9 protein-coding genes and 2 tRNA genes are annotated in these 12,943 nt (G+C 63.8%); all 11 read left to right on the top strand.

Going from position 1 to position 12,943, the window contains the following annotated elements; genetic code table 11:
• Nucleotides 1-50: 50 nt before the first annotated feature.
• A complete protein-coding gene (gene selA, locus AAAX73_RS06755) occupies nucleotides 51-1,508 on the top strand; it encodes an L-seryl-tRNA(Sec) selenium transferase (RefSeq protein ID WP_349125452.1) in 1,458 nt (485 codons plus the stop codon).
• A complete protein-coding gene (gene selB / locus AAAX73_RS06760; protein ID WP_349125453.1) occupies nucleotides 1,505-3,472 on the top strand; it encodes a selenocysteine-specific translation elongation factor in 1,968 nt (655 codons plus the stop codon). The genes selA and selB overlap by 4 nt, the downstream gene beginning before the upstream one ends.
• 149 nt (nucleotides 3,473-3,621) lie before the next feature.
• Nucleotides 3,622-3,718 (top strand) — tRNA-Sec (locus AAAX73_RS06765).
• 154 nt (nucleotides 3,719-3,872) lie between these two features.
• The gene (locus AAAX73_RS06770) at nucleotides 3,873-4,505 is read left to right on the top strand and encodes a molybdenum cofactor guanylyltransferase (protein ID WP_349125454.1); all 633 of its coding nucleotides are present in this window, start codon (nucleotides 3,873-3,875) and stop codon (nucleotides 4,503-4,505) included.
• Between the two features lie 15 nt (nucleotides 4,506-4,520).
• The gene (locus AAAX73_RS06775; RefSeq protein ID WP_349125455.1) at nucleotides 4,521-4,916 is read left to right on the top strand and encodes a DUF3343 domain-containing protein; all 396 of its coding nucleotides are present in this window, start codon (nucleotides 4,521-4,523) and stop codon (nucleotides 4,914-4,916) included.
• 256 nt (nucleotides 4,917-5,172) lie between these two features.
• The gene (gene gdhA, locus AAAX73_RS06780; protein ID WP_349125456.1) at nucleotides 5,173-6,528 is read left to right on the top strand and encodes an NADP-specific glutamate dehydrogenase; all 1,356 of its coding nucleotides are present in this window, start codon (nucleotides 5,173-5,175) and stop codon (nucleotides 6,526-6,528) included.
• 284 nt (nucleotides 6,529-6,812) lie between these two features.
• Nucleotides 6,813-7,715, top strand: coding sequence for an FAD binding domain-containing protein (locus AAAX73_RS06785; protein ID WP_349125457.1), 903 nt, complete (start codon nucleotides 6,813-6,815; stop codon nucleotides 7,713-7,715).
• The gene (locus AAAX73_RS06790; RefSeq protein WP_349125458.1) at nucleotides 7,715-10,546 is read left to right on the top strand and encodes a molybdopterin cofactor-binding domain-containing protein; all 2,832 of its coding nucleotides are present in this window, start codon (nucleotides 7,715-7,717) and stop codon (nucleotides 10,544-10,546) included. The genes AAAX73_RS06785 and AAAX73_RS06790 overlap by 1 nt, the downstream gene beginning before the upstream one ends.
• Before the next feature lie 140 nt (nucleotides 10,547-10,686).
• Nucleotides 10,687-10,770, top strand: a tRNA-Leu gene (locus tag AAAX73_RS06795).
• An 87-nt stretch (nucleotides 10,771-10,857) separates the two neighbouring features.
• On the top strand, nucleotides 10,858-12,159 hold the full coding sequence (gene tig, locus AAAX73_RS06800; RefSeq protein WP_349125459.1) for a trigger factor: 1,302 nt from the start codon (nucleotides 10,858-10,860) through the stop codon (nucleotides 12,157-12,159).
• Nucleotides 12,160-12,322: 163 nt separating this feature from the next.
• Entirely contained in the window at nucleotides 12,323-12,943 is a 621-nt protein-coding gene (locus AAAX73_RS06805) for an ATP-dependent Clp protease proteolytic subunit (RefSeq protein WP_117655093.1), read from the top strand.

Below are 12,943 nucleotides of genomic sequence, written 5' to 3' on the forward strand. Positions count from 1 at the left end.
TAGTTTGACGTTCGAACGATTGATTCACTTTTGGTTTTGAAAGGCCTCATATGAGCGATAGCCAGAACATGTCAGATGAGGTGCGCGCCCGCCTGCGCGCCATTCCCTCCGTCAACGAGCTGCTTGCCGAGTGGCCGGTAGTGAAGGCGGCGGGGGAGACCTGCGACGCGGTGGCGCATGCTGCCGTCACGGCCGAGCTCGACGAGGAGCGCGCCGCCATTCGCGCCGGTGCTGCCCCGCGCTCTAAGCGCGACCTGGCCTCGGCCATCGAGTGGCGTGCGCATCGCTCCGCGCTGCCGAGCCTGCGTCCCGCCGTCAACGCCACGGGTGTCGTTATCCATACCAACTTGGGCCGTGCCCCGCTCGCGGAGTCGGCGGCAAAGGCCGTGGCCGAGGTCGCGCGCGGCTACAGCACGCTCGAGTACAGCGTGGACACCTGCTCGCGCGGGTCGCGCAAGGAACATGCCGCTCAGCTCATCCGCTCGCTTACCGGTGCCGAGGACGCGCTCGTGGTCAACAACAACGCCGCCGCGGTGCTGCTGGTGTTGGCGACCCATGCCGCAGGCAAGGAGGTCATCGTCAGCCGCGGCGAGCTTGTCGAGATTGGCGGCAGCTTCCGCATCCCCGATGTCATGGCGGCTTCGGGCGCCAAACTCGTCGAGGTCGGCGCCACCAACCGCACGCATTTGGGCGACTACGAGCGCGCCATCACGCCCGATACGGCGATGATCCTTAAGGTCCATCCTTCCAACTATCGCATCGAGGGTTTCCACGAGGAGGTAAGCTCTCGGGAGCTTGCGGCGCTTGCTCATAAGCATGACCTGCTCTTCTACGAAGATCAGGGCTCGGGAGCGCTGCTACCCGACGACATCTTGGTGCGCGGCGGCGAAGAAACCACGCCGGCTTCGGTTTCGGCAGGGCTCGATCTGGTGTCGTGCTCGGGCGATAAACTGCTCGGTGCCGCTCAGGCGGGTATCATCATGGGCCGTCGCGATCTGGTCCAGGCCTGCGGCGCACATCCGCTCATGCGTGCTCTGCGTCCGGGCAAACTGGCTCTGTCGGCGCTCGAGGCCACGCTGCGTATCTACATGGACGGTGCCGATGTTGCCCATCGTGATATTCCGGTGCTCAGCATGCTTACGCTGCCGCAGGCTCATCTGGAGCGTCGCGCACGCAAGCTGCGCGAGCTGATGGTGGCGGGCCTCGATAAGGCTGGCTGCCCGTGTGCCGTGCAGGTGGAAATCGTCGAGGAGTCGTCGACCCCCGGTGGCGGCTCGCTGCCTACCGTGGAGCTGCCCACGATGTGCGTTGCCGTGCGTCTTGTTGACGCGCGCCTGACGGTCGATGCGCTCAAGCGCTCGCTTGTCCAGGACTTCGACACGCCGGTCGTCACGCGAACCTCGCGCGATCGCATTTTGTTTGACGTCCGTACGCTTGTGGGCGACCGCGATATCGAGACGGCGGCGTCGACGCTTGCCGCATGCGTTAAGAAGGCGGTTGCTCGATGAGTGAGGTTCAAACGCTGGTGGAGTGCCCCGTTATCGTTGGCACGGCGGGTCACGTTGACCACGGTAAGTCCGCACTGATCGAGGCGCTGACCGGCAAGAATCCCGACCGTCTGGAGGTTGAGCGCCGTCGCGGTATGACCGTGGAGCTGGGCTTTGGCGAGCTGGCGCTGCCGGGCGGCAAGATCGTCGGCCTGGTCGACGTGCCGGGCCACGCGCATTACCTGCGCGCCATGGTGCAGGGTGCCACGGGCATTGATGTTGCCGTGTTGGTGGTCTCTGCCGTCGAGGGCGTGATGCCGCAGACCCGCGAGCACGTGCATGTGCTGGAGCTGCTGGGCGTCACGCATATGGTGGTCGCGCTGACGATGTGCGACCTTGCCGATGCCGAGATGACCGAGCTTGCCGAGCTCGATGTCGATGACTTTTTGTCGGGTACCGTGTTTGCGGGCGCGCCGATTGTGCCCGTGTCGTCTAAGACGGGCGAGGGGATCGACGGGCTGCTTGCGGTGCTCGACGAGCAGGTAAGTGCCTGCTGGGATGCCTGCCGCGACCGTGCCGAGCGCACCGATGCCGCGCCGCGCCTGCCGATTGACCGCTGCTTTACGATTAAGGGCGTCGGCACTGTCGTAACGGGAACGCTGCACGATGCGCCGGTTGCGGTGGGCGACGAGCTGATGGCTTTGCCGTCGCGTACGGTCTGTCGCGTGCGCGGGATTCAGGTGCATGGCGATACGCCGCGCGCGCTGCCTGGTCAGCGTGTGGCGCTCAACCTAGTTGGTGACGGTGTCGCGGCGCTTGACCGCGGCGAGTTGCTGGGCGTGGCGAATCGCTTTGGTCAGACGTTACGCTTTATGATGACGTTCACCTACCTGGGCCGTGAGGGAGCCAAGCCGCGTGTGCTCGAGTCGGGTGCGCGCGTGCATGTGATGGCCGGCACGGCCGAGGTTGTCGGTCGCATCATGCTTTTGGAGGGCGAGGCCCCCATGGCGGTGGGCGAGACCCGTACCGTGCAGGTGCGCCTGGAGGAGCCGCTGCCGCTGCGCGCCGGAGACCACGCCGTGGTGCTGTCGTATTCGCCCGTTATGCTCATCGGCGGCGGGCGCGTGCTGCTTTCGCGCTGCCGCCGCTCGCGCGAGCTTTCGGCGGGGGAGCGCACGCTGCTTGCAGCGCTTGAGGCCGGCGATACCGCGGGCGGTGTGGGCGCTTGGCTGGCGCTGCAGATGCTGCCGGTTACGGCGGTTGATGTTACCGACGCTTTGGATCTTGGTGTCGGCGAGGTCGATGCCGCACTGCGCGGGTTGGTGGCGCAGGGCTCCGTTCGCAAGCTTGCCGTGGGTGATGCGGACTACTTGGCGGACGCCACGGTGCTCGACGCCGCGATGGATGCACTGGCGGCGACCCTGTCAGCCATGCACACGGCGGCTCCCAAGGAGACGGGCTTTACGCCTGGCGCCGTTGCCCATGCTGCGTGGTCTGCCGCTGATGAAGGCGTTGCCGCGGCTCTGATTGCCGAGGGCTGCTCGCGTGGTGTGTGCGCCGCCGAGGGCGCCGAGGTATTCGATCCGCATTCGGCCGCCGCGGCGGCACGCGTGGTTCGCGAAGCCTGCGAACGTATCGTTGCCTTGCTGGACGAAGCCGGCCTCGATGCACCGACGTTGCCCGAGGTGGGCGAGCAACTGCAGCTCGATCGCGACACCATGACGCGTGCCCTGCGCGAGCTTTCGCTCAACCGCTCGATCGTGAAGGTCGAGCGCGACGTTGCCCTGTCCGCTGCCGCCGAGGCCCATGCGCGCGAGCTTGTTGCCGCCGCCATCGCCGATGCCGGTGGCGCTGCCACCACGAGCGTGCTGCGCGAGGCCCTGGGTGTGTCGCGCAAGCGCGCCATCAGCATCTTGGAACACCTGGATGCCGTGCGCTTTACGGTGCTCGACAAGGAAGCCGGCGGCCTGCGCTCCCTACGCTAGACCGGTCACTCGCTCCCGCCTCCTCAGTTGCGGTGAAATAGTTCCTATTTGGAGGCTTTGGCAGCAAATATAGGAACTATTCCACCGCAACTTCTTGTTCGTCTTTTTGGGATGGAGCCGTTTCGGTTTGGTAAAATACCGCCGCACTTGGGAACGGATGGGCTCCGGTGGGCTCCGCGGTCCTCAAAACCGTTGCGAGGCGTGCAAAACGTCTTGGATGTGTTCGATTCACATACGTTCCCGCCATACGCTACCAGCGCTTTTGTGCTCGCGGTCTTGCTGCGTGCCGCAAAGGCGCTGTTTTGTTTTTGCACGAGCTTTTCGTAGCGCTGCTATTTCGGTGGCTGTATTTAGCTTCGTGCACCGGGTTTCGAGCATGCCGATGGAGGTGTTTTGCCGTATGACTACCGTAAGACGTGCCGATCTTTCTTGTGTCGTCCAAGCGGGTGGGCTGTCGTCGCGCATGGGCTGTGATAAGGCTCGCATGGCGTTTTGCGGCGAGCCGCTCATCGAACGCGTGCTGGGTCGGCTGGCGCCAGTTGCCGGCGAGTTGGTCGTGACGACGTCGCGTCCCAGCGAGCTTGCCTACCTTGAGGAGCGCGCGTTTGGCGACCTGGTGCCGCGTGTGGTGGCGGACCTTGAAGGCTCGGCGGGCGCCATGCGCGGCATCGCGAGCTCGTTGGCTGCGGCTCGGCTTCCTCTCGCGGCGATCGTTGCCTGCGATATGCCGTTTGTCTCGCCGGAACTCATCGGCGCGCTTGCTGGTCATGTTGAGGCCGAGGCGCTCGATGTGTGCGTACCGCGCGAGGAGCGGGGGATTGAGCCGCTTTGCGCCGTCTGGCGCCGTGACGCGTGTGCTCCGGTTGCCCAAGAGCTGCTCGCCGGTGACCGTCAGCGAATCCGCTGCCTGATCGACCGGGTGAACGCTGGTTATATGGACGAGCTTCAGATTGTCGCGGTCGCCGGCTCGACGCTCTGCTTCGAGAACGTCAATACGCCCGAGGAGTTTGCGGCGGCCGAGTTACTCGCCTAGACGATTGGAGTTGCCATGTCTCACGATATTTGTCCCGACACGGGAGAACCTTGCACTTGCGACGGGTCCGAACCCTGTACCTGCGGTTGCGGTGGCTGTGGACATACTGCGGAAGAGGAAGCGGCCGCCGCGGCGTATCGTGAGGCACACCGTGAAGGCCCGTCCGGTGATGCCCTCGATCGCGAACGTAAAATCATCGTTTCGTTCGACAGCACCTTCGATGTGATGGAATGCGAACAGCTGTGTCTTGCCGCCGGTGTTCCCGGGCGCATCATGCCGCTGCCTGGCTCCATCACCGCCGGCTGCGGGCTGTGCTGGGCTATGCCGTTCTCCGGCGATGCCCTCGCCGCCTTCCGCGTCGCCACCGGGGGCCGCGTAACCCCCGCCGACTACTATCAGCTCGTCCTCTAACCACCAAAACCACCACAAAGGTGCCTGTCCCCAATGTGGTGGTTTGGAACACGTGGACGAAACAGGTTTGAAACACGGGTTTTGCACGTCAGGCACTCAAAAACGCCTCTACCTGCATCGTAATCAAAACGAAACATCCGCTCGTCGGCTTATGCGAAACTTTGCTGCAACAGTGCGATATTATCCATACTCGATAAAGTTCGCGGCGCATAGGGTGCCGCGACCGACATTTTCGTTTCCCATCATTGGAGGAAGCATGAGCTACACGCAGAAAGTTCTCGAAGAGCTCAAGGCCCGCTATCCCGAGCAGCCTGAGTTCATCCAGGCCGCGACCGAGATCCTCGGCACCATTCAGCCGGCGCTCGACGCCCATCCCGAGTACGAGGAGGCCGCCCTGCTGGAGCGCCTCGTCGAGCCCGAGCGTATCGTCATGTTCCGTGTTCCCTGGGTCGACGACCAGGGCAAGGTTCAGGTCAACCGCGGCTATCGCGTCGAGTTCAACTCTGCCATTGGACCCTACAAGGGCGGCCTGCGCTTTAACCCGACGGTCACCCTGGGTATGCTCAAGTTCCTGGGCCTGGAGCAGATCCTCAAGAACAGCCTGACCACCCTTCCTATGGGCGGCGGCAAGGGCGGTTCCGACTTTGACCCCAAGGGCAAGTCCAACAACGAGATCATGCACTTCTGCCAGTCCTTCATGACCGAGCTCTATCGCCACATCGGCCCCAACACCGACGTTCCCGCCGGCGACCTGGGCGTTGGCGGCCGCGAGGTTGCCTATATGTTCGGTCAGTACAAGCGCCTGACCAACGAGTGGACCGGCGTCCTCACCGGTAAGGGCCTCTCCTTTGGCGGCTCGCTCGCCCGTACCGAGGCCACCGGCTACGGCCTGGCCTACTTTGTGGACGAGTACCTCAAGAGCCGCGGCGACTCTTTCGAGGGCAAGAACGTCGTCGTTCATGGCTCCGGCAACGTCGCCATCTACGCCGTCCAGAAGGTCTCCCAGCTCGGCGGCAAGGTGCTGGCCTGCTCCGATACTCACGGCTGGGTCGAGGATCCCGACGGAATCGACTACACCGTGCTCGAGCACGTCTACAACAAGAAGCGCTCCGGCCACGACAAGGGCGTTACGCTCGCTATGTACGTTGACGAGAAGCCCAACGCCGTGTGGCACGAGGGCGACGGCCGTGGCGTTTGGCAGCTGCCCTGCGACATCGCGCTGCCCTGCGCTCGCGAGAACACGCTGCTGCTCGAGGACGCCCAGGCGCTCGTCGCCAACGGCTGCAAGGTGGTCGGCGAGGGTGCGAACATGCCCACGACCATCGAGGCCACGACCTACTTCCAGGAGAACGGCGTTGCCTTTATGCCCGGTAAGGCTGCCAACGCCGGCGGCGTGCTCGTGTCCGGCCTGGAGATGAGCCAGAACGCCGAGCACCTGTCCTGGACCTTCGAGGAGGTCGACGGCAAGCTCGAGCAGCTCATGCGCGGCATGTTCCACAACGTGGACGACACCGCCAAGGAGTACGGCCAGGAGGGCAACTTTGTCATGGGCGCTAACATCGCCGGCTTCCTGAAGGTCGCCGACGCTATGCTCGCCCAGGGCGTCTGCTAAATCTTCGCTCGATATAGCATCGCAGAAGGCTCCCAGCCATCTTGGCTGGGAGCCTTTTTTTGATCCGCATGGGACGGAGGAAAACGGATCATTTCCATTGGTTCTCCGCCAGTCGCCCCTTAAGTTGCGGTGAAATACGGACTGTTGGGCGCCCTAAGCCCGACAAATAGTCCGTATTTCACCGCAAGTTATGGATGGGAGGGAGGTTTTTGTGCTGTGGAAGGTCGCGGCCCCTCGTTTGGTACACTTAAAAGTACTGGACAAGTGGAGAGATGGGGGAGAACGTGCTCAAGTTCGGTACCTACGTCCGTGTTGGAAACGCGGCCGAAGCCTATGAGCTCTTACAGAAGAACCGCAACAACAAGATTGTGGGCGGCGGCATCTGGATGCGCCTGGGTTCGCGTCGCGTGGCGACGGCGATTGACCTTTCGGCCTGCGGACTCGATCAGATCGAGGAGACCGAGACCGAGTTTCGCATCGGCGCCATGTGCACCCTGCGCCAGCTCGAGCGCCATGCCGAGCTTAACGCGCTTGTCAACCATGTCTTTGAGTTCGCCGTCCACGATATCGTGGGCGTGCAGCTGCGCAATACCGCCACGGTGGGCGGTAGCATTTACGGTCGCTTTGGCTTCTCGGACGTTCTCTCCGCCTTCCTCGCGCTCGATTCGTATGTTGAGCTGACGGGTGCCGGCCGCCTGCCGCTCGCCGAGTTCGTGGACATGGGCTATGTGCGCGACGTGATTGAGCACGTGGTGGTCGTTAAGCATGATTACCGCGCAAGCTATGAGGCCGTGCGCAAGGCTGCGACCGATTTCCCCTCGCTGAATGTCACCGCCGCCTGGTGGGATAATACCTGGCATGTCACTGTGGGTGCCCGTCCGCTGCGCGCGACCCTGCTGCAGGGCGAGGCATGCGGCCTGGTGAACGAGCAGCCTTCCGAGGACGAGCTACGTGCCCTGACAGCGTCCGTACGCGCGCTGAGTTACGGCACCAATCTGTGGGGCTCGGCCGAGTACCGCCGTCGCATCTCGGCGCCACTTGCCGTGCAGGCCGTGCGCCGCGCCGCCGGCATCGAGCTTTCGGCCGCGCTTGCCCGCGAGCTCGAGGGCGTGCAGATCCCTAAGTTCGCCACGGACGAGTATTCCTGCCGCCGCGTGCCCGGCGTCGATTCTAGCGAGGTGCGCTAATGGCTGCCAAACTCATCGATCTTTCCTTTACGCTCAACGGCCGCAAGGTCAAGGTTCAGATTGCCCCCGATACCATGCTCTTTGCGCTGCTGCGCGAGCAGGGCTGCGCGTCGGTGCGCTGTGCCTGCGAGACCACCAACTGCGGCCTGTGCACGGTGTGGCTCGATGGCGACCCGGTGCTGAGCTGCTCGGTTCCCGCCGCCCGTGTTGAGGGCCGCTCCATCACCACGCTCGAGGGCCTCAAGGCCGAGTCCGAGGCACTCGCCCGCGCAATGGCTGCCGAAGGTGCCGAGCAGTGCGGTTTTTGCGCCCCCGGCCTCATCATGAACGTGCTGGCGCTTGCCCGCGCCGCCAAGGAGGACCCGAGCCTCGTCGCCACGCGCGAGGAGCTCTCGCGCCAGCTCGCCGGCAATCTCTGCCGTTGCAGCGGCTACGAGAGCCAGCTGCGCGCCATCGTGCGCTTTCTTAACGAGTCCGGCGTGCAGGTGGGCTTTGAGATGCCCGAGCTGCCGGTCAACGACACCAGCTGCGACGGTGTCTCGTACAAGCAGATTACCCACAAGCAGCCCAAGAAGGACTCGAAGGCCCTGCTTGAGGGGCGTCCCGTCTACACGGGCGACCTGGTGCCCGCCGGCGCCCTGATCGTCAAGCTCAAGCGCAGCCCGTATGCCCGCGCCAAGATCCGCTCCATCGATACGTCGCGCGCCCTGAAGGTGCCCGGCGTGGTGGGCGTCTACACCTACGAGGACGTACCCCAGCGCCGCTTTACTATCGCCGGCCAGAGCTATCCGCAGCCGAGTCCCTACGACCGCTTGATCCTCGAGAACCTCGTCCGTTACCAAAACGAAGAGGTGGCGATCGTCGCCGCCGAGACCGAGGAGGCCGCCGACAAGGCGCTCAAGCTCATCAAGGTCGACTACGAGGTGCTTGAGCCCCTGCTCGACTTTACCCAGGCGCTCGATAACGACATCGTAGTCCATCCCGAGGGCGACGTGACCTTTATGTTCCCGCAAGGCGGCGACGTTGCTCGCAACTTGGTGTGCAGCGGTACCAGCGACTTTGGCGACTTGGACGAGGCCTTCGCCCAGAGTGACATCGTCTTCACCCGCACCTACACGAGCCAGGCCACGCAGACCGCGCCCATGGAGACCTTCCGCGCCTTCGCGACGACCGATGCGTTCGGCCGCATCTCGGTGACCACCTCGACGCAGGTGCCCTTCCACGTGCGCCGCATGGTCGCGCAGTCGCTCGACATTCCGCAGTCACAGGTGCAGGTCATTAAGCCGCGCATCGGTGGCGGCTTTGGCTCCAAGCAGACGGGCTGCTGCGAGATCTTCGTGGCGTTCGTCACTCAGCAGACCGGCCGTCCAAGCTATTGCTGCTACACCCGCGAGGAGACCATCACTGCGGGCAACTCGCGCCACCAGATGCAGATGACCGTTAAGCTGGGCGCCATGAACGACGGCACCATCACGGCCATCGATCTGCATACGCTGTCCAACGCCGGTGCTTATGGCGAGCACGCTACCACGACGATCGGCCTTTCGGGCCACAAGAGCCTGCCCATCTACAACCACGTGAAGGCGAGTCGCTTTAGCTGGGACGCCGTCTACACCAATACCAACCGCGGCGGCGCGTATCGCGGCTACGGTGCCACCCAGGGCCAGTTTGCCGTCGAGAGCGCCGTCAACGAGCTTGCCGACATGCTGCACATGGATCCCGCCGACCTGCGCCTTAAGAACATCGTGCGCGAGGGCGAGATCATGCCGCAGTACTACAACGAGAAGCTCAACGCCTGCGCGCTCGACCGCTGCCTGCTTCGCGCGATGGACATGATCGGCTGGCGCGACAAGCCGCTGGCCGTGGACCTGGGCGACCGCGTGCGTGCTCTGGGCTGCGCGCTCACCATGCAGGGCTCGGGTATCTCCAATGTGGATATCGCCGGCATCGACATGCGCCTTGAAGAGGACGGCTTCATTACCATCGGCACCGGCGCCACCGATAACGGCATGGGCGTCGACACGATCCTGGCGCAGATCGCCGCCGAGGAGCTGGGTGTGGAGAGCTCGCTCATTGTGGTACGCGGCGTGGACACCGATGTGTCGCCGTTCGACGCCGGCTCGTACGCGAGCTCGGGTACGTACGTGACGGGCCTTGCAGCCAAGAACGCCGCGACCGAGCTGCGTGAGAAGATTTGCGCCAAGGCCGCCCAGATGTGGGACGTGGACGCCGCCGACGTGGTCTTTGATGGCCAGTACGTGCGCCTGTCCGACGAGCGTGCCGCGCGCGAGCAGAACCGCTACCTCACGCTGCGCGACTTTGCCAACCTGTGCGTCAAGAATATCGCAGGCGGCGACGCGCTCACCTCGCACGCCTCTGCCTGCCTGCCCGTTTCGCCTCCGCCGTTTATGGCCGGTATTGCCGAGGTCGAGGTCGACAAGGCCACCGGCAAGGTGGCTGTGGTGGACTACGCGGCGGCCGTCGACTGCGGTACCGTGATCAACGAGGCGCTCGCGCGCGTCCAGGCCGAGGGCGGTATTGCCCAAGGTATCGGCCACGCGCTCTATGAGATCGTCGAGCACGACGATCGCGGCCGCCTGCGCACCGGCAACTTTATGAGCTACAAGCTGCCCACGCGCCTGGATATCGGCAACATTCGCGTGGCCTTTGAGCCGAGCTACGAGCCGACGGGTCCGTTTGGCGCCAAGTCGATTGGCGAGGTCGTCATCAACACGCCGCTCGCCGCCGTGGCCTCGGCCGTGGCACACGCCACCGGACATCAGGTACGCTCGCTGCCGATCACGCCCGAGAAGGCCCTGCTGGGGGAGTAGCGGGTCATCGAACAAGTCGTAATTGGCGGGGCGGGGCAACTCGCCCCGCCTTTTGCACTCGTGGTGAGGTCGTGAGCCTGTAAAACGTGTGCGTGCGCTTGTCGCTCGTATCTGCTATCATTCCTAATCTGTGCGCTCATGCGGGCGTGGCGGAATTGGTAGACGCGCCAGATTTAGGTTCTGGTGGGATTCCCGTGAAGGTTCGAGTCCTTTCGCCCGCACCAACGCACCCGCGTCGGCTTATGCCCTCGCGACGCTTGTTGCATAAAGGTACCAGCACCTCAGATAAGCTGGGCAGTATGAGGAGGAACGTGTTGAACATCACCGCTTCTGACGTCAAGGACGCCAAGCTCACCGCTACGGTCACCATCCCGGCCGCCGACGTCGACGCCGCGATCAAGAAGGCCTACAAGGAGACCGCCAAGAAGTACCGCTTCCCGGGCTTCCGTGCCGGTAAGGCTCCCCGTCCGGTCATCGACTCCGCTCTTGGCGCCGAGGCTACCCTCGCTCAGGCCACCAACGACCTGATCGCCGCCAACGAGCCCGCCGTCCTCAACGAGCTGGACATCGTTCCCACCAAGAATGGTGACTACAAGGAGCTCGACCTCGCCAAGGATCACGAGGATTACACCTACACCGTCGAGTTCTCCCTGCGTCCCGCCGCTGAGCTCTCCTCCTTCGACGCCGTCGAGATCGAGATGCCCCCTGCGGAGGTCACCGAGTCCGAGATCAACAACCAGGTCGAGATGCTCCTCAACTACCGTGCCACCTTCGAAGACGTCGAGGGTCGCGCCGTCGAGGCCGAGGACTACGTCACCGTCGACCTCAAGGCCGTCGAGAACGCCGACAACTTCGCTGCCGAGGGCCGCATGCTCATCGCCGGTAGCGACAGCAACCCCAAGGAGTTCAACGAGGCCCTGATTGGCGCCAACGTTGACGACGTCAAGACCGTTACCTGGACCGACGAGGTCGAGGAGGGCGAGGAGGCCGAGACCCACACCGTCGAGGTCACCGTCAAGGGCATCAAGGTTCGCAACACCCCCGAGCTCACCGACGAGCTCGTCAAGTCCGACTTTGGCTTCGACAGCATCGACGCTATGCGGGACGCCATCAAGATCGAGATCGAGCAGGACAAGGCTTCCCGCCTCCCGGCCGAGAAGGAGAACCGTTGCGTCTCCGCTCTCGCCGAGCGCCTGCAGCTCGACGAGATGGACGCCGACTACGAGCAGTCCGTCTTTGAGGAGCTTGGCCAGAACTTCCTGTCCAACCTCGCTGCCCGCGGCATGACGCTGGACACCTGGCTGCCCGCTTCCGGCCTGACCATGGAGCAGTTCATCGGCGACCTGCACAAGCAGGCCAACGACGTTGCCCGTGAGTCCCTGGCTCTCGACGCCCTCGCCCGCGAGCTCAAGATCGAGGTCACCGAGGACGACATCAACGCCGAGTTCGAGAAGGCCGGCGTCAAGGACGTCGAGGCTTCCAAGGCCGAGTTCATCGCCGACGGCCGCATGCCTGCCGTCCGTGAGTCCATCCGTCGCTCCAAGGCCGTCGACCACCTGGTCGAGAACGCTAAGGTGACCGAGGTCGACGAGACCGCCAAGGACGCCGAGTAATTCTCGCCACCTTGCCCGCGAGCGCATGCGTGCGCCCGTGATGGGGTAAAGTTATACACCGGTTATCCGGTTGCTTCGTACGGTGCCAGCCAATGCATAGCATGCGGGCACCGTACGTTTATCTAGAACCAATTTGGTCCGCAAGAGAGAAATGGAGATGCGTATGATCGCTAAGTTCGATTCCGCCCTCGTGCCATACGTTATCGAGCAGACGCCGCGCGGCGAGCGCAGCTACGATATCTATTCGCGCCTGCTCAACGACCGCATCATCTTCTTGGGCGAGGAGATCAACTCCGTCAGCGCCAACCTGGTCGTTGCCCAGCTGCTGCATCTTGAGAGCCAGGATGCCGAGAAGGATATCTCGCTCTACATCAATTCGCCCGGTGGCGAGGTCTACTCCGGCCTGGCGATTCTGGACACTATGAACTTCATTAAGCCGCAGGTCTCCACCATCTGCGTCGGTATGGCTGCCTCTATGGCCGCCGTGCTGCTTTCGGCCGGCGCCAAGGGCAAGCGCTTCTGCCTGCCGCACTCCAAGGTCATGATTCACCAGCCCAGCGGCGGTGCCCAGGGCCAGCAGACCGAGATCGAGATCGTGGCCGAGGAGATCAAGAAGACCCGCCGCGAGCTCAACCAGATCCTATCCGATGCCTCGGGCCAGCCCATCGAGAAAGTCCAGGCCGATACCGAGCGCGACAACTACCTGACCGCTGCCGAGGCCCTCGACTACGGCCTGATCGACCGTATCGTCACCTCGCGCGACATCGCCGCGAAGGACGCTTAG

It is taken from the genome of Collinsella sp. CLA-ER-H9 (genome assembly GCF_040092295.1).
Taxonomy (GTDB): domain Bacteria; phylum Actinomycetota; class Coriobacteriia; order Coriobacteriales; family Coriobacteriaceae; genus Collinsella.

What these genes read in the sequence shown, in the direction of transcription:
- selA (WP_349125452.1), top strand. Translation starts at nt 51, where the DNA reads ATGAGCGATAGCCAGAACATGTCAGATGAGGTGCGCGCCCGCCTGCGC.
- selB (WP_349125453.1), top strand. Translation starts at nt 1,505, where the DNA reads ATGAGTGAGGTTCAAACGCTGGTGGAGTGCCCCGTTATCGTTGGCACG.
- AAAX73_RS06770 (WP_349125454.1), top strand. Translation starts at nt 3,873, where the DNA reads ATGACTACCGTAAGACGTGCCGATCTTTCTTGTGTCGTCCAAGCGGGT.
- AAAX73_RS06775 (WP_349125455.1), top strand. Translation starts at nt 4,521, where the DNA reads ATGTCTCACGATATTTGTCCCGACACGGGAGAACCTTGCACTTGCGAC.
- gdhA (WP_349125456.1), top strand. Translation starts at nt 5,173, where the DNA reads ATGAGCTACACGCAGAAAGTTCTCGAAGAGCTCAAGGCCCGCTATCCC.
- AAAX73_RS06790 (WP_349125458.1), top strand. Translation starts at nt 7,715, where the DNA reads ATGGCTGCCAAACTCATCGATCTTTCCTTTACGCTCAACGGCCGCAAG.
- AAAX73_RS06805 (WP_117655093.1), top strand. Translation starts at nt 12,323, where the DNA reads ATGATCGCTAAGTTCGATTCCGCCCTCGTGCCATACGTTATCGAGCAG.